The sequence below is a fragment of the uncultured Tateyamaria sp. genome, from assembly GCF_947503045.1.
Taxonomy (GTDB): domain Bacteria; phylum Pseudomonadota; class Alphaproteobacteria; order Rhodobacterales; family Rhodobacteraceae; genus Tateyamaria.
In genome coordinates, this window is sequence record NZ_CANNCF010000007.1 from 14,624 (window position 1) to 31,781 (window position 17,158).

14 protein-coding genes and 1 pseudogene are annotated in these 17,158 nt (G+C 55.2%); 5 read left to right on the forward strand and 10 right to left on the reverse strand.

Annotated elements, in window-relative coordinates; translation table 11 throughout:
- Window positions 1–14: 14 nt before the first annotated feature.
- From Q1A89_RS21040 to Q1A89_RS21065, 6 genes are all read right to left on the reverse strand, one after another.
- Entirely contained in the window at window positions 15–803 is a 789-nt protein-coding gene (locus Q1A89_RS21040) for an MOSC domain-containing protein (protein WP_299733305.1), read from the reverse strand.
- A 104-nt stretch (window positions 804–907) separates the two neighbouring features.
- Window positions 908–1,846, reverse strand: a complete 939-nt coding sequence (locus tag Q1A89_RS21045) for an alpha/beta hydrolase (RefSeq protein WP_299733308.1) — start codon at window positions 1,844–1,846, stop codon at window positions 908–910.
- Window positions 1,847–2,476: 630 nt separating this feature from the next.
- Window positions 2,477–5,680 (reverse strand): reductive dehalogenase, encoded by a 3,204-nt coding sequence (locus Q1A89_RS21050; RefSeq protein ID WP_299733311.1) that lies wholly within the window; start codon window positions 5,678–5,680, stop codon window positions 2,477–2,479.
- Window positions 5,681–5,690: 10 nt separating this feature from the next.
- Complete coding sequence (locus Q1A89_RS21055; protein ID WP_299733314.1) at window positions 5,691–6,995, reverse strand: TRAP transporter large permease; 1,305 nt, start codon at window positions 6,993–6,995, stop codon at window positions 5,691–5,693.
- On the reverse strand, window positions 6,995–7,411 hold the full coding sequence (locus Q1A89_RS21060) for a TRAP transporter small permease (RefSeq protein WP_299733317.1): 417 nt from the start codon (window positions 7,409–7,411) through the stop codon (window positions 6,995–6,997). The genes Q1A89_RS21055 and Q1A89_RS21060 overlap by 1 nt, the downstream gene beginning before the upstream one ends.
- Before the next feature lie 80 nt (window positions 7,412–7,491).
- Window positions 7,492–8,412, reverse strand: a complete 921-nt coding sequence (locus Q1A89_RS21065) for a TRAP transporter substrate-binding protein (RefSeq protein ID WP_299733320.1) — start codon at window positions 8,410–8,412, stop codon at window positions 7,492–7,494.
- A 145-nt stretch (window positions 8,413–8,557) separates the two neighbouring features.
- Between Q1A89_RS21065 and Q1A89_RS21070 the strand changes: the two genes are divergently transcribed.
- Window positions 8,558–9,031, forward strand: coding sequence for a MarR family transcriptional regulator (locus tag Q1A89_RS21070; RefSeq protein ID WP_299733323.1), 474 nt, complete (start codon window positions 8,558–8,560; stop codon window positions 9,029–9,031).
- 182 nt (window positions 9,032–9,213) lie between these two features.
- Here the strand turns inward: Q1A89_RS21070 and Q1A89_RS21075 are convergent, their stop codons facing one another.
- Both Q1A89_RS21075 and Q1A89_RS21080 read right to left on the reverse strand, forming a co-directional pair.
- The gene (locus tag Q1A89_RS21075) at window positions 9,214–9,768 is read right to left on the reverse strand and encodes a hypothetical protein (RefSeq protein WP_299209232.1); all 555 of its coding nucleotides are present in this window, start codon (window positions 9,766–9,768) and stop codon (window positions 9,214–9,216) included.
- Between the two features lie 566 nt (window positions 9,769–10,334).
- The gene (locus Q1A89_RS21080; RefSeq protein WP_299733326.1) at window positions 10,335–11,276 is read right to left on the reverse strand and encodes a LysR family transcriptional regulator; all 942 of its coding nucleotides are present in this window, start codon (window positions 11,274–11,276) and stop codon (window positions 10,335–10,337) included.
- Between Q1A89_RS21080 and Q1A89_RS21085 the strand changes: the two genes are divergently transcribed.
- The 4 genes from Q1A89_RS21085 to Q1A89_RS21100 all read left to right on the forward strand — a co-directional run bounded on the left by Q1A89_RS21085 (window position 11,276) and on the right by Q1A89_RS21100 (window position 16,175).
- The gene (locus tag Q1A89_RS21085) at window positions 11,276–12,760 is read left to right on the forward strand and encodes an aminotransferase (protein ID WP_299733329.1); all 1,485 of its coding nucleotides are present in this window, start codon (window positions 11,276–11,278) and stop codon (window positions 12,758–12,760) included. The two genes, Q1A89_RS21080 and Q1A89_RS21085, sit on opposite strands and share 1 nt — an antisense overlap.
- A gap of 12 nt (window positions 12,761–12,772) precedes the next feature.
- Window positions 12,773–14,203, forward strand: a complete 1,431-nt coding sequence (locus Q1A89_RS21090; RefSeq protein WP_299209225.1) for an NAD-dependent succinate-semialdehyde dehydrogenase — start codon at window positions 12,773–12,775, stop codon at window positions 14,201–14,203.
- A 250-nt stretch (window positions 14,204–14,453) separates the two neighbouring features.
- Complete coding sequence (locus tag Q1A89_RS21095) at window positions 14,454–14,990, forward strand: ACT domain-containing protein (protein WP_299209222.1); 537 nt, start codon at window positions 14,454–14,456, stop codon at window positions 14,988–14,990.
- A gap of 246 nt (window positions 14,991–15,236) precedes the next feature.
- The gene (locus Q1A89_RS21100) at window positions 15,237–16,175 is read left to right on the forward strand and encodes a tyrosine-type recombinase/integrase (protein WP_299733333.1); all 939 of its coding nucleotides are present in this window, start codon (window positions 15,237–15,239) and stop codon (window positions 16,173–16,175) included.
- A 78-nt stretch (window positions 16,176–16,253) separates the two neighbouring features.
- Here the strand turns inward: Q1A89_RS21100 and Q1A89_RS21105 are convergent, their stop codons facing one another.
- Both Q1A89_RS21105 and Q1A89_RS23555 read right to left on the reverse strand, forming a co-directional pair.
- A complete protein-coding gene (locus tag Q1A89_RS21105; RefSeq protein ID WP_299733336.1) occupies window positions 16,254–16,844 on the reverse strand; it encodes a hypothetical protein in 591 nt (196 codons plus the stop codon).
- A 48-nt stretch (window positions 16,845–16,892) separates the two neighbouring features.
- A pseudogene (locus Q1A89_RS23555) lies at window positions 16,893–17,114 on the reverse strand (HNH endonuclease); the annotation flags it as partial.
- Window positions 17,115–17,158: the final 44 nt, after the last annotated feature.

Here is a 17,158-nt window from a genome sequence, read left to right on the forward strand (position 1 = left end):
CAGTCACAAAACTGCTACGGGAGCTTCAGCCCCCCGGCCTGCTCCACGTTGAGAGTGCCGCCCGAGACAACTTCGACATAGACACCCATATCCGTGTGGCCCAACTCTTTGCGAAGCAGATAGGGGATTTTCAAATCGCGCTCGGCCGTTTCCGGGTTCACCTCGGTCGCAGCACAACGTTTGGTGCGGGACAATATCCTGAACGATACCTCTCCGAAATCCAGAACATTACCGACTGCATCAAGCTCCGCGTAAGGTGGCAATCCGTCGATAACAACATTGGCCCGGAACCGATCAGGATGAATCTTCGCATCAATCCGTTTTTCCATGTCCCGAACAGAATTTAGGTTCAACACGGAGATCGCATTCATCATCTGCGGAGAGACAACAGACACGTCAGTAAAACGATGCGGCGCGGACGACACAAATGTGGGAGGATGCGGATCCGAAAGCTCCAATGCTTCATGGAGATGCCGGGCCGCTTTTGTGGATGCTTCCGGATCGCGCATATCGAAGGTCTGGGTGTTGTCGCCTTGCCGGATCTCCAACTCCTGGGTTTCGTCATGGAACGTTGTGCGCAATCCTGCGAGACCCGCAACCTTCAGCAGCACGACAAAGCGATCCTTGGGCAAGGGCTTGGGGTCTTTAGGATCAAAGCCTGAATTGAACCGCGCAAACCCAAACAGCCGGTCTCCCGGGATTCCTTCACCCGCAACAAGGTTTACGAAAGTGAGCGGATCTGCGGACAGGCCTTTGACCGGAAATCGGTTCAACTCTTTGATGGTTATGGATGCCTCGGTCATCGTCCACTCCTACGCATTTCGTTATTGATTTCTATCAGTTCACCGCGTTGGCACCAAATGGTGCCAACGCGGTTGTTTGCTTCAAAGACAGTGTCGGGAAGGTGTCAGCGTGCCAACCGCTTTGACAGGAAGTTGCGCATTCGCAGTGCGATGACATCGCCGTCTTCTTCCAGCGCGAAATGACCGGTCTCGAGGATGTTATAGTCCACATCCTTCAGATCACGCAGATATCCTTCAGCGCCTGGAACCGGGAAGTACGCATCATTCTTGGCCCAAACAATCAGTGCTGGAGGTTGGTGCTCGCGCATATAGGCCTGCCATTCGGGATACTTGGCCACATTGTTGCGATAGTCGTAGATCAGTCCGAGCTGCACGTCGTGCATGCCGGGGCGGCTCATTGCCTGGTGATCCAGCAACCAGTTGTCTGGCAAAATACCATCGGGATTACGCGTACCGTGTGTGTACTGCCAGCGTAGGCCTTCGACTGAAAAGATGTTGGGTATCAGCGTTGCTTCGTATTCTGCATCGCGCCCGTTTTCCCAAAGAAGGGTTACTGGTGCCCAGGTCTCCGGATTGACGCCTTCCTCGTAAGCATTACCGTTTTGGATGATCAGCGTTTCAATCTTTTCGGGGTTGGCTGTCGCGATCCGAAAGCCAACGGGCGCGCCATAGTCCTGCAGATACATTGAGAAATTGTCGACGCCCTTTTGCTCAAGGAATGTGTCTACCGTCTCCGCAATGTTGTCGAACGTATAGCTGTAGTTTTCCGGCGACGGGAAGTCGCTGGACCCGAACCCGGGATAGTCAGGCGCTATCAAGTAGTAGTCATCAGACAAATCAGCCAGCAGCTTGCGATACTGGTGTGACGAGCTTGGAAATCCGTGCAGCAGGACAATGGCCGGATCAGCAGGATCCCCCGCCTCGCGGTAAAAGATTTCGACGCCGTCGACTGTCTCATAGCCGACACGGACGTCATCCGCCGACGCTTGTGTGACGTTCAAACTTGCGATCGCGATAACGGCACTGGTCAGTAGGTGTTTCATGGTAGTCTCCTGTGATTTTGTCGTGGTCCGCTGCGACATCGAGATCGTGTTTGAGCGCAGACCAGGAAAGGTGGTGCTTCGTGCCAAATGGACGTAGTTAACCCTATTGCTTGAAACAATTTGGGTATTTCAAAATTCATTGATTTATTACATGATAGTAATAGGACCGTGCCGACTTCGAATTTGGGTATGAGTGTTTACCTCGCCGGTGGGGCTGAGAGGGCGCAACCGAGGTTAAGTAACAGAGATTATCCAGAAAATTCGGACATGCAGAGTATGTCTCCGGTGCGAGGCAAGCCTGGATAACCGATTGACAGCCGAATTCGTGCATCCGCCTATGCGTTCGCAGTTAGTTCCGGCCGAACCGCAGAAGCCCAACATGCATCCGTTCCTGCTAAAAGCTGAGTACCCAGCCATTTAGATACGAAGGATCCATGACCGACCTTGTCTTACCCAAAAACACACGATGGTTCTCGACGCTTTTGCCAAAGGGTTTGAAACAGCCTCTCGCATGCGGCTGAACCTGCTGAGTTTTCTGAAAACGGCACCAAAACGCGGGGCGGCCGCCCGATATGGAAATCAAAGAAATCCGCCACTTGTCATTCCGGTCTGGACATCAGAAGCGACCATTCAGATGTCCAGCTCGACCACACCTTCTGGTTCTGCTGCCCGGCTTTGGCAGAGAATCATTAAGTCTGCCCGCTGCGCCTTGGAGAGCACGAAATCGCGGTGTTCAACGTCGCCAGACAAAACACCACATTTGCAGACCCCGCACAGTCCGTCGCTGCACTTTAGGTCGATAGGAAATCCATGTTCAATCAGAACATCTGCAGCGGATTTTTCAGCAGGAACGGCGACCTCTTTCCCGGACCTGGCCAATTTCAACGTGAACGGATGGTTCACATAGTCTGGCTGTTCGGGGACTGAGAAGTATTCGAGGTGCCGCGCGTCCTCGGGAAAGCCAGCGTGCTCGGCCGCAGCCATGACCGCATCCATGTACCGGGTCGCCCCACAAGTATACACGTGCCAACCTGGGCGGTAGCCCGACAGGATTTTATTCAGATCGGCGCGTAACCCTTCATCCGTGATATGCAGGTGAACCCGGTCGGCCCAGGCAAACCCTTCGATGTCCGACAAAAGCCCCATGCGGTCACGGGAGCGGCCAGAATAATGCAGTTCGAACGCAGCGCCTTCGGCGTATAGTTCATGGGCCATCGCGATCATTGGTGTAATCCCGATGCCCCCGCCCATGAGGATTGACCTCTTGGCGCTGTGATCCAGTGGGAAATGGTTGATGGGATGCGAGATGAAGACTCGACGACCTTCATTGAAAATTCGGTGCATCAGCTTGGAGCCTCCACGTCCCTCCTCCTCTTGCAGCACAGCAATCTGATAGGTCGAACGATCGCTCGGATCACCGGACATCGAGTACTGGCGCAGGAAATCCGGAGCAATAACGATATCGAGATGTGCGCCAGCTTGCCATTCAGGCAATGGCGCTCCGGAAACCGATTGGAATTCGTATTTCATCACGCCGCTCGCTGTTTCCTTGGCCAGCGTCACAACGACCGGGATCACAGGAACGGCGCCCTCAGAAGGCCGCTTGTGTAGCACACTTTGATCACCTTGCGCCAAACGCGACTTGTGCTCCTCAGCGGACACCATAGCCTTATAAGCCTCAATCCCCTTTTCGCGGTCCATATGAAAAGGATAGGGATGCGGATGAGGAACCAGGGGTGCCGGATAGACCGCCATGGTTTGATCCTCGAATTTCAGATCAAGGTCTTTTAGCAAGGCGCGCTTGTTGACCGGGGATGCCGTGGCCCGGTACCCGCCATCCTCTTGTATCTCGATGTCCCACCACCATTTCTTGACCGGATTCAACGACCCGTTGCCGGCCATATCATCGAGTTTTGCAAGGGCGGGCGCCAGCGCCGGGACATGCATCGCCGCCCAACGAAATGGCATTTCCTTGAATATCCCTTCAAGATTCCAGGGGCAGGTTTTCATGCAGCGACCACACATAGACCCGCCCATATTGGTCAGCCGATAGGTGGTACATTTCTGGCTGTCCGATTTCCAGATTTCATAGCCGTTGAACATGGTCTTCGGCCCAGCAGTGATCGCCCCGGACGGACATTCGCGCGCACATTTATTGCAGCTTTCGCAAAATGTCTGAAGACCAAAGTCTATCGGTTTGTCGTGGGCGAGCGGCAGATCGGTTGTCACGGTCCCGGATTTGAGCCGGGGCCCAAGATATGGGTTCAGTATCACTTCGCCAATGCGGCTAACCTCGCCCAGACCCGACAGCAAGAGCAGGGGAGGTTGCAAGACCTCTCCATCCATCACCGTATGGGCCTTGGCACTGAAGCCCAAATTGCGGATCTGCTTGGCGATCACCCCACCCAATAGAGAGAAACGCAAATAGGCACGCATGGACTGCGACACCGCGATCCAGTCATCGCCGGACGAGCCCTCCATCGTCTCATAGCCCTGATCGATGACCATATTGATGGCCTGCTCGTGGGGCGGATCAATGACATCGCCGCGGGCATCATGGCTGTACCAGGTCCAGTCCGGACAGCGCGAAATCCCGACCGCGTCGATGCCCAGCCAATAGCTTGTCGCCTTGATCAATTCCGAGGCCTCTTGTCGTTCGAGCTGCACCTTCTCGGGCGTGGGCGCGCCGTCCTGCAACAAGACAAACGCACCAAGGGCACGTCGCTGCGCCATCGACGGGGCCGCCTTACGGATATGGTGGCCGCCTGTGGTGGCCTCTTGCACTTTCTTTCCCATGTCGCCGAATTGCGCACGCGCGAACATATCGGCGCGTTTGGGTACGCGTGGAATATTCGGTTCATCAATGTAAGTGGTCGGAGTCTCCACCCGTTTCAGTTTCTCGAACGGATGCGCGCCATCGACAAACCGGCGCTTGGCATAAGGAACGGCGTTCGCGGCATTCTTCGACGATCCGGCACCCAACCTCCACCGGACGCCAAAGGCGGATTTGGGTTGTTTGGCCAGCGGTTTCAGCGGTTGATCCGGGGCTAGGGCGAACGTGGTCGTCACAGCCGCAAGACCAAAGCAGCTGCCGATGTAGGGGTGGCGCAACGCGCCGTCCTCAAGGGTTGCAAGCCCCGCCGCTACGGCGAGCCTATTCAGATCGACATCCGAACTCGACACTGTATGCCCACGCGCCTGATACCCGAGAAGGCGCAGGTAATTTGACAGTACGATCGCGGTTTCGGCCGCAATCATACCCGCACGATGGGCCGACGCCCCACGAATCCAATCACATCCCACTTCGTCTGGCGCGATGTCACGCGGGTTTTCGTAAAGGATGACCAGACAATGGGTGTGATACTGAATGCCGGTCGGCGGGGCTTCCATCGACTCTTTGAGGTCAGCCATGATTTGGTCAATGCCTGCAGCCAAGGTCTTAGTCTGACGCGTCTTGAGGTCATTCGCCAGCCGCTGCACGTCCGGATTGACGTGCGGTTGATCCAGTACCGCCTCGGGCGGCAATTCGCACACACCCATTAGTGCGGCATCGGCGAAGTACCCAAAAGACTTCAGATGATTTGCCCGTTCCTGTCGGTCAGTTGGCACCTCGGCAACGGCTTTGTTGATCAACCCGTCTCGGATCGCATCCAGCATGGCCTGATGTTCGCGCATAGCATTCAGGATTGAACGCGGATCGGTGTCGTCGCGAAAGACCAGTTGCTGCGCTTGCGGTATACCTGCCAGATCAGGCATAGCGCCCCGAGCCAAAAGCTCGCATGGGTACGGCCCCATGTGGAACGGGCGATCCTTGGACGAGAAATATCGGGTCATGCCGCCTGCCTCAATCAAACATCGCGTTCGGGATCAAAAGCGCGATCTGCGGAAATGCCACCAACACCACAATGCACAGGGCCATCGCGCCCCAGAACGGCATAACACCGCGAAAGATGGTGCCAAGCGGCACATCATCTGCGACCGATCTCACAACAAAACAGTTCACACCCACTGGCGGGCTTATCAAACCCATTTCAAGAACCAGCACCATGATCACGCCGAACCAGATCGGGTCAAAGCCAAGGCCTGTGATGACGGGAAAGACAATCGGAAGCGTGATCACCATCAGGGACAGACCCTCGATCACCATGCCCAGCAGTGCATAAAGAATTAGAATGGCGGCCAGCACGACATACGGGTTATCGCTCAGCCCGATCGTATTTTCTGCCACAACGGCAGGTAGGCCAGACAGTGCGACGAAAGGCGCGAACACCATCGCGCCGATCAAGATCAAGAAGCATAATCCAGTCGTCTGCAACGTCTCTGACAGCACGTCAACGAATGCCATCCAGTTCAGGCGTCGCCGTACAAGCGCCACTATCAGCGTCAGAGCGGCACCAACACCCGCGGCCTCGACAGGTGTGAAAAAGCCTAGGTATATCCCACCGATCGTAGCCAGGATGATCCCGGTGATTGGAAGCGCCCGCAATAAGACCTCTTGCGATGTGGGCAAGTCTTCTTCGGTGTTTAACACGCCGCCCGCGCTCGGTGTGCGCCAGACTACAAACGCGATGGTCGCCAGAAACAACCCAGTCAGCAAAAGCCCAGGCAGGATGCCCGCCATGAACAGACGCCCAATGCTCTCTTCTGTCAGTACCGCATAAAGCACAAAGCCAGTTGACGGCGGCAGCAGTATGCCCAGCGTTCCTCCGGCTGCGATTGTCCCCGTAGCCAGCCCGGGCTCATAGCTCCGGCGTTTCATCTCGGGATAAGACACACGGCCCATGGTCGAGGCAGACGCAATCGAAGAGCCGGAAAGCGCGGCAAATCCGGCACAACCCACGATGGTTGCACTGGCCAGACCGCCCCGCAGATGCCCAACCAGCTTGTAGGCCGCGTCGTAAAGATCGCGGCTGAGGTTCGCCTTTGTCGCGAGGTTGCCCATAAAGATAAACAGCGGCAGGACCGACAGACTATAGGTGGTCGTGATCGCAAAAGCCTGCCCGGTCATGCTATGCAACGCGCCTGTGAGGGAGGTCAGCTGCGCGGTCCCCACGACGCCAACAATCAACATTGCAATGCCGACAGGCACCCGCAGAAAGATCAAAGAAAGAAGAGAGGCGAACCCCAAGATACCCGCAATCTGGTCCACTAGGACACCTCTGTGACGTCTTTGCGAAATGCGCCAAAGGCGTGGATCGCAACCGCCACGGCGGCAACAAAATGTGCAACCGCCAGAAACAGGTACAGTGGCGCGTAAGGGATCAACAGCAAGGCCGAGGTTTCCGCAAAATCACGCGCATTCGCGCTGGCTCCCACCAGAGACCAGCCCAGGATTGCCAACATAAGGATAGACAATGCGATCCCTGCCCATGTCACGGCCAAACGGAGGCGTCTGGGAAACCGGTCGACCAGCCCCTCGATTGCAATGGACCGCCCACCCAGAATGGCCAGAGGCAAGGCCGCACCGACGCACACCAACAGAAAGACTTCGCTGAGTTCCTTGAGCCCCAGCACCGGCGCACCTAAGGCGCGGCTCACAACGTCCGCAACGGAAAGGATCATCATTACCACAACGGATGTGCCTCCGAAGGCAATCCCCGCGAGAGAAATCAAAGCTCTCATACGCCGCGCCTCAAGCCCGGTCCTCAGTTCGAGGCTGCGAAAGGTGACAGGGATTGAAACGCTGCAATTTCATCGTCAGTTAGCGTAACAAGCTCCACGCCACCCTCAGCCGCGATCTTCAGGCCGGCCTCACCAGCTGCTAAGAATGCTTCTGCTGCTTTTGAACTCAGCACCTCACCGGACGCGTCCATTAGGGATTGCTGTTCTGCTTCCGTCAAAGCGGCATAGGCTTCGTTATTGATCGCGATAAGAAAACTCGAAACCGATCCAGGAATGTTCACGGTTGCATAATCCGTCACCTCTTGAAGATTGTAGGCTCTGAACGCGGCCGGATCGATATAGATGCCGTCAACCGTGCCAGTGCTGAGCGCCTGATAGGCTTCTGTCGGGGGCATGTTGACCGGGACGCCGCCCCAGGCCGTGATCATAGCAGCCGTCTTGGAGTTAGCGATGCGGATCTTCATGCCCGCGAGATCAGCCGGATAGCGCACTGGTTTGCCCTTGGTAATTAGAATGGTTGGGTTATTGGACCACACGGCAAGTGGCACCGCCTGTTTCACTTCGTCCTTGATGGCATCAATGTTCGCCCACATCGCTGCGGTCGCAGAAGCCCCGTCCGGATAAAGACCGGGCGTCTCATAGCTGGTCAGGACAGGAAACAGCTGCTCAGTGAAGGCAGGTAAGACAAAGCCGATCTCGGCTACGCCAGTCGCCACGCGTTTGTACTGCTGTTGCGGACCCTTGCCTAATTCACCCGACGGAAAAATCTTGATCGTGCTGGAGCCACCGGTCGCTGCATTGAACGCCTCAGCCATCGGCGTCATGACGACGCGATCCATCGGGTGCGTCGGCGGCACAAAGCTGGCCAGTTTCAGTTCATCAGCAAAGGCCTGCGTGCCCATGAAGGTGGCCAAAACGGCCCCCAAAAGTTTGGTCAATTTCATAGTTTCCTCCCTAGCAACGTCGAATTACTTCGCTTTAGGCAAACACATTTATGTGCAATTTGCACGTACTTTTCTCAAACAACCTTGTTTTCTTTGGGTGATTGCACCAATTTAAAAGTGTACTTTGCACGGAGTTTGACGATCAATGAGCGAGCTTGCCACACAGATTACACGACACAGCTTCAAGGCAGGCATTGGCTTTCGATTGAGTCGCGCGTCGATGATAGTTCAAACTGCCGTGGAGAAGGCACTGGCGTCCCATGGCCTGACGCGCCTGTCCTGGATCATCCTCGCCTCAATCCACTTTGACCAGAAAAACACGGTAACGGAGGTGTCAAAACACTCCGGGATCGAACGAACAACCGTATCGCGTATGACGTCCCAGCTCGAAAGAGACGGGGTTTTGGAACGCGCAGAACACAGGTCCGACCGTCGATCCAGCCGACTAACGGTTACCACTAAGGGTCTGGAACTGTGTAACAAGGTACCGAATGTCATACAGAAGGCTTGCGAGCCATATTTTCTCGATTTGTCGCCGAACCAAATCGTGCTTCTTAGCGAATTGCTTGACTTAATCCAGTCTGATGAACGCTCAGTGTGGCTTGGGTCCCGATCGTGAGGTCATGGCGGTACATTCACTATCGCAGTAAGCCCAACGGAAAATGGTCAAGAGCTTGTGCGGTTAGCCGAACCGACTGAACACCTACATCTCGCCGACCCCATCGTACGCCGCGGAACCACATATGCGCGGCCATTCTCGTCCCAAAGCCTAAAACGGCATTGATCTGCTATGGCCGGGCCTCATCGAGGCCACAGCTCGAAGCGCAGCGCCTCAGGCGTGCTTTGGCCACTGGCAATGAACCAGCGGCGGTCCGGGTCCAGGTCGGTGGCGAAGGACATCCGCGACAGCAGGTCGCCGACCCCAGTGCCTAGGCTATCGCGGATCCGTTCCGCCACCTGGCTGGTGGAGGCGGCCCCGCCGGGGATTGGCTCAATCCCGTCGACCGAGGCGAGCTTCATGTTCAGCGCCCCGTCCTCAAAGCGCCACCAGCCCATCGGCACCGACCCGAAGAACCGAATGTCGGGCGGCGGATAGCCCCCTGTAACCGGGTCGAAGAACCGCGCCCGTCCCTCGATGCCCAAGCCCACGACATGGCGGAACCGCAGTTCCTCGAAGCGGGTCTTCTCCGGGAAATCGACCTCTCGGCTCTGCGCCAGCGTCGTTGCCAGAGCAACATCCAGTTCCGCCCGCGTGACCTCGACGAAGGGTCCTGGCGCATTCGATTGGTCCATACAGCTCAGCGTCACCAACAAACCGATCAGAGCAAGGACCGCTCCGATGATCTTGCTTCGCATTTTTCTGTCTCCCTTTGCCAGGCTGGGCGCGCTGTCCCATTCCCGGATTCCAAGATACGCATTTGCCGTTTAACTGCCAAGTCGACGTCCAAGGCGAGGCGTGACCCAAGGGGTCAAACTACCCCGGCCCTGAACATGACCATGACAGGGAGAGGGAGAGGGAGAGCAGGCTCAACTCCGCTTCGCCAGCCGGGAATGTCAATCTCCCCCGATCAGTCATTTATCCGCGTATTGGTGGCGATAGCCGGACATTGATCTGACCTCGTTGGGCACCTTCAGACCGATGTGTCATTCCGATCTAAATTGATCTCTCGCTCGTAGGCTAAAGCATGCGCGACACTGAGCAAGCGGCTACGAACGGCAGTAATGATGATACGGAGGTCTCATTATCGTTACCGCCCTGCCCGCTTGGCAGCTTCGGATCTTGGAGTACCGATAACCAAAAATTGTCTTTCCCGCCCGTGATGGCGGCCATTGGTGAATAGCACTGCGAAAGTCTTTAGAGAAATCATCTTACCAATTTTTTCAATGCGGTGAATGTCTGCATTTGGTGTTGCGTTGATTTGTCATTGCGTACTTTCGGCCTGAACAACTTTATGCAACTGCGCCATGCCGCTCGAAAAGTAGGTTTTGCACCGATCAACAAAGACCTGAGAGAGCATTTGGAGCGGCCCTTCGAGATGCCCGATAACCAATTCCAGTGTTGGCTCCAAAGGATCTGAAATAGGCACGCAAACTACACGGGCACCACTATAGGTTTCATTGGTTGCGGGCTTCATATTTAAAATAGAACACCCAAGCCCCTTGGCGACCGCCGAGCGGACCATCTCAACACTACTGGCACCCATTACCAGATTGGGTCTTACGTCGAATTTCCGAAGCATATTGTCGTAATAGTCTTGGGTCGTCGGAAGATTTAGTAGGATGAAATCCTCGCCTTCTAGCTCAGCGAACCGGACCGAGGAACGTGTCGCAAAGCAATGCTGTTCGGGAACAATCAGATAGGGTGGAATTTGCATTAACGTGCTGTGGGCGATGTCCGAGTGAACCGCGTAATTCAAAAAAATGGCGACGTCGAACCTGCCGCTCAATAGCCCCTCTTGCGACTGTTCATTGTTACAAGCGATCAAGTCGAAATAAACATCTTCGCCCTGATCGATGACTTGTGCCAATATTTCGGGCAGAAAGGCCGGGCTGACAGGCGCAAAGTATCCAATTTTCAGCGTCCCGGTCAGTTTTGTGCCTATCTCTTTTCCGCGCGACAGGAAATGTTCAAAATCGTCCAGCAGATGCTTGGCGTTGGCAAATATTTTGCGGCCAGCCGCCGTAAGAGCCACGCCTTTGGACCGTTGACGCAGCAAAAGCTTCATCCCGAACTCCTGCTCCATCGCATCAATCGCTGCCGAGATCGCCGAGTTTGAGATTGACAGGCTGACGGATGCTTTGCTGATGCTACCAAGTTCGCATGCGGCGACGAAATATCTGATGGTGCGGATAGAAGGTTTCATTGGTTTTCCCAACATTGATTGGTGGCTTTATGTATTTTTCCAACATAGGAGTAGATGCTACACAGGTGCAACGGCCGCCTAATGGGCACCAGGATAATGCATGGAAGGGGATCATTGTGGACACGCTTGGCTTGAACACACTTTCGGGGCTTGATGCACGACATCACATTCACGGGAACACCAACCCGCGGGCGGTTGTGGAAAATGGCGCAATGGTCATGACTGGCGGGAGCGGCATTCGTGTCACCGACGAAGACGGCAAGCAATATATCGAAGGACTGGCCGGGCTGTGGTGTGCTTCGCTCGGCTTTAACGAAGAACGTCTGGTGGTCGCCGCAGAAAAGCAAATGCGCGAATTGCCCTATTACCATGGATTCTTTGGCCGCGCGCCGGTGCCCACGATCAAGCTGGCGGCCAAACTGGCAGAGATCACACCAGAGGGAATTGAGAAATTCTTTTTCGCCTGCTCGGGATCAGAGGCGATTGATACAGCGATAAAGATGGTCTGGTATTTCAATAATTCCAAGGGGCGCCCCGCCAAGAAAAAGATCATCTCCCGGCAAAATTCCTATCACGGTGTCACGGTTGCAGGCGCGTCGCTGACCCGGATTCCAATCAATCAAGACGGCTTTGACCTGCCGATTGAGCGGTTCTTGCAGATCGGCGGATCGCATTTCTATCGCTACGGCGAAGTGGGCGAAACCGAAGAAGCGTTCGTTGCGCGCCGCGCCACCGAGTTAGAGCAATTGATCCAAGACGAAGGCCCGGACACCATCGCCGCCTTCTTTGCCGAACCTGTGCAAGGTGCCGGTGGGGTATTGCCCCCGGCCAAGGGATATTTCGACGCAATCCAACCGATCCTAAAGAAATATGACATCCTCTTTGTGGTGGATGAGGTGATCTGTGGCTTTGGGCGGACCGGAAATCTGTTCGGCTCCGAAACCTACAATCTCAGACCCGACATCATGACCATGGCTAAGGGATTATCGGCCAGCTACCAGCCCATTTCTGCAGTGGGTATTACCCAAGACGTCTTTGAAGGCATTCAAGAACTTGGGGATCAAAAGGGTGCATTCGGACATGGGTTTACCTATGGCGGCCATCCCGTTGCGGCCGCTGTCGCGCTTGAAGCGCAAAACATCTATCAGGAACGCGATATTGTTGGGCATGTGCGGGCCATTGCGCCCGTGTTTCAAGCCAGACTGAATGCGCTTAGCGAACACCACCTGGTGGGTGAAACGCGTGGCGTCGGGCTTTTGGGCGCAGTTGAAATGGTCGCGGACAAAGCCACCAAGGAACGGTTCGACCCGTCCCTTGGTTTGGGTGTGAAAGTGTTCGATGAAGCAAAAAAGAACGGGCTGTTGTTCCGCAATGCGGACGACCAGCTATTGTTCTGCCCTCCGTTGATCGTAACCGAAAACGACGTGAATGAAATTTTCGATATTCTGCAACACGCGCTCGATCGCGTTTCAGCGAATTTGTAGGGACCGAATATCATGACGGACAACGTACAGCTGTTCATTGATGGCGCTTGGGTCCACGCCTCTGATGGAACCACCGTTGATCTGGTCAACCCAGCCAACAATCAGGTAATTGGCCAAGTTGCCGTTGCGACAGATGCTGATATTGACTGGGCCCTGCACGCTGCCAAATCAGGATTTGGAATCTGGCGTAAAACCTCTGCATGGGACCGCGCCGAAATCTTGTGCAAGGCCGCGCGGCTGATCGACGACCGCAAAGAAGACATCGCGCTGAAACTAACCGCTGAGCAAGGCAAACCCATCGCCGAGGCGCGCGGAGAGTTGAGCCGTTGTGCCGAGACATTTGAATGGTGCGCCGCAGAAGCAATCCGGTCCTATGGTCGGATGTATCCGCAGCGGAGGCCATCAGGCCGTCAGATGACGATCAAGGAACCGGTCGGCCCGGTCGCGGCCTTTACACCGTGGAATTTCCCGGTTGTATTAAGCTGTCGCAAGCTCGCCGCCGCCTTGGGCGCTGGGTGTTCGATCATTCTTAATCCCCCCAATGAGGCACCAAGCGCTGTGTCTGACATCATTCGCGCCTTGCACGATGCCGGTGTTCCCAACGGCGCCATCGGGCAGCTGACGGGCAATCCCGCCCATTTGTCTGAACGTCAGGTGAACGCGCCTGAAATTGCCAAAGTGTCCCTGACCGGGTCAGTTCGGGTTGGTAAATTGCTGGGCCAGTTGGCCGGAGCCCAGTTGAAGCCCGTGACAATGGAACTGGGTGGCCACGCCCCCGTCGTTGTTTTTAGCGATGCCGATATTGAACGCGCCGCAGCTCTGACGGCCGATTTCAAATACCGCAACGCGGGTCAGGTCTGCCTTGGTGTCAGCCGCATTTTTGTACAGGAATCCGCCTTTGACGCCTTCTATGCGGCCTTTGCAAAACATGTCGAAGCATTGAAGGTCGGCGATGGCATGGCCCCATCCACAACCATGGGGCCGATGACCAATGAAAGCCGGGTCAAAGCGATGGAACAGATAGTCGATGATGCGGTCAAGCACGGCGCGACGGTCACCCATGGCGGCAAACGGTACGAAGGCGGGTGCTTTTTCGAACCCACGCTGATCCGTGATGTTCCTGACAACGCCCTTTTGATGACGGAAGAGCCCTTTGGCCCGGTCACGCCGATTGTGTCATTCACAACCTATGCCGAGGTGTTAGCGCGCGCCAACGCGCTCCCCTATGGGTTGGCCGCCTATGCATTTACCAATTCCCTCAAAATTGCCACGGATATCGCTAATGATTTTGAGGCCGGGTGGGTTGGGATCAATGAATTCTCTCCCGCTTTGGCCGAGGCACCGTTTTGTGGCTTCAAAGACAGCGGTCTTGGCGCAGAAGGCGGCCCCGAAGGATTTGACGCTTACCTTAAGATCAAGTTTATCAGCCAGCTCGCGGTCTGAATCACGTGCTGTTCCTTTAACAAAGGTCGTGTGCGGAATGCGTTAAACGTTCCCATTTCAATATCTACTCGACCCTCCAAAAAATTCAGAACACTAAGATAGCGAAGCTCTTAGCCACATATCTGTGGTGATGAACTGGTGTTCTACCCTCGAACTACATGTATCCTGAACGACCAGTTTCCTGTTATCTCAAAATACTTTACGAGTCGCGCACTGGCCGCCTATCGCCCGGAAACAACTATTCGAGAGCGTGCGTTTTGGCCAATCTGCAAACATTCCTTACTTTCTGTGTGGCGACGATACCGTTTGCTTGGAGGCGAAATTGAGGGTTTTCAAAAATGACGCAATCAAAGACCTTTGGAAAAAGTCACGGCTGATCGTTTGGCCAGATCTTTATTGCATGGTGAGTTTTGATCCTAAGGATAGAGCGAGTGCGTTGAATCTGGTCGCGAAAGCCGCTCCGTTCGACCACTATTTCTCAATCATTTGCGATCAACACGAAGTCGCCGTGATCTTGCCTGATACTATTTGGAATGATTGGGACGCATCAGTCATTTGTCGCAACAGTCACGGACCGTTTGCTTGCCTGACGTTCGATATTCCACTCGACGTTGAAGTCGCGGGCTATCTTCAACCCGCTGTGAACTGCCTCGCGGATGCCGGGATATCCATCGTTCCGCAATGTGCATTGATCTACGATCATGTTCTGGTCAACGAGAGGGATCTTGATGCAGCAATTTGTGCTTTGACCGAGCTGAGGCAAAAGGCCTTATCTGATGAAATTTAACCTGCGAAAGTAGTTCCTCAGGGGGGTCACGATATCGCATAAGAAAATCGTAACGAGTTTGCAAACGGCCGTTGGAGCTGATGCAGCAAAGGGTCACTTCGTCCGCGAAGGGCGAGTTTATGAGGTCAGATCTAAATGTCAGCCCGGAGGGTAATGGGTCCCATTATCGTTACCGCTCCGGCGGGTAATTTCGGCGGAGCGAACTGCCTGTGCTGAACTGGCTGAACTCAAACATAGGAGTTCAGCATGTCTCGCTTCGATCACACCGCCTTCGTCAACTCGCGCCGCGATGAGCGCAGCCTTGGCCACCATACGCTCCGTGCGTATGCCCAAGATCTTCGCACCTTCGCGCGCTTCACCAAGGCCCAGCAACTCAGCGACCCGCTGTCGAAAGACGACATCCTCGCCTATCATCGGCATTTACGCGACGAGCTGTGCGCCAAGCCTGCGACTATCGAACGCCGGCTCGTGACCCTCAAATCGTACTATGCTTGGCGCGAGGATCGAAACAGCGCCCTGCCCTCCCCATTCGCAGATATCCGGATCACCGTGAAGATCCCGCGGCGTCTCCCGCGCCCAATTGATCGCGACACGCTCAAATTGGTTCTTCGAGCCAACGGCGGCGCAATCGATGCGCGGTCGAGCCCGGGCGCGGACCACGCTGTACCGGACGCGCAGAATGCCGTTACGATCCTGCTCATCAAGCTGTTGATCGTCACAGGTCTGCGCATCAGTGAACTCACGAATCTGAAGGTCCGCAATGTGTCGTCGGACGGAAGCCAGATACTCGTGCAAGGCAAAGGCAGCAAAGAACGGATCGTCTTCGTGCCGAACCGGGAGCTGCAAGAGGACTTTCGACGCTTCTGTCAGATGCGTTCCAAAGACGGCTCGATTGCCTCGCCACTGTTCCTTAACATGGCCGGGCGTCGGCTCCGCGCGGCCACCTTCCGCAAGCGGCTCCGGGCACTGTCAAAACGCCTTAGCATTGAACCGCATCTGACCCCGCACCGTTTCCGGCACTCGGCCGCGACGCTTCTCATCGAAGCGGGCATCGACATCCGTATGGTCCAGGCGCTCCTTGGGCATGCGAACCTCAAGACGACCGAGATCTACGTGCGGGTCTCGAACCATGCGCTTAAACGGGCGCTTGAGCGCGTCGATATTCTGGAAGTCCTCAGAAATTAGAGCGGTTTCCGGCCATGCGCTGCGAGCGCGAGGTTCTATTTGCAACGTCACAAAAACGGACATCTATTTGAGAAGTCACTAATGCCACGGTGCCAAAATGCTCGTTCCTTTGCTCTCCTGAAGATATTCTTGGTAGCGCTCGGTTTCTGATCCGCCCATGTTGATTGCGAACTCTTCCCCGAAGAGCGCGAGGACGAAAATCAGCTCGCAGTCCCTCGTGTAGAGAAAATCAAACTCATGCAATATCTGATAGGGCGCTTTATCTGATCCAAAGCTCTGATGTTGGGGATAGAGACGCCTGCGATTAAAACGCCAGCTTTCCCTTTGGTCGCCGATGCGCACATATCGTCGCAACGGCTCCATTGCCTCCTGTGACAGCATCTCTTTCCGCCAGCCCTCTGTGCCGCTCAGTCGTTTTGCTAAGGCTTCAATTGCGACCTTTCCAAGAAAGCGGGACATAAGTCGGTCGTCGAAATGGGTAGGGTTTGGCAACCAGAGTGAGCCCCCTTTGTTGGTCAGCAGAAATCGTTCAAACTCTCCGTCGCGCGACCTGTCATGCGGTTGCACTGTGATTGATTGCCCGTCCAGCCAAACGTCTGCGGGCATCCTCAACTGCGGGATCACACCAAATTGAGGGGGGACACGCTTGCGCTTGTTTTCCACCTGCATCGTCGCTCGCGCATGCCGGAAGTACTCGGTCTCAAGCAGAGGACCTTCGATCTTGCGTGCAAAGTAGTTGTTGCACCTGTCACAAACGACGCCTGGCGGCAAAAAATGCTCAGTGTTGCCTAGAGACTCTGGAAGGATATGTTCGCGCGAGAGCGATTGCGCCGCGTCTTCACGGCAAAAGATACATGGCTTGAACGGAGATCTCCTTAGCTGACAAAATTGGCTGTATGGAGACGATATAGCACCATATGTTGTGGTATGCCACCAAATATTCCTTGCGTGGAATGTTGTGGACGCCTACAAGACTTCCCAAA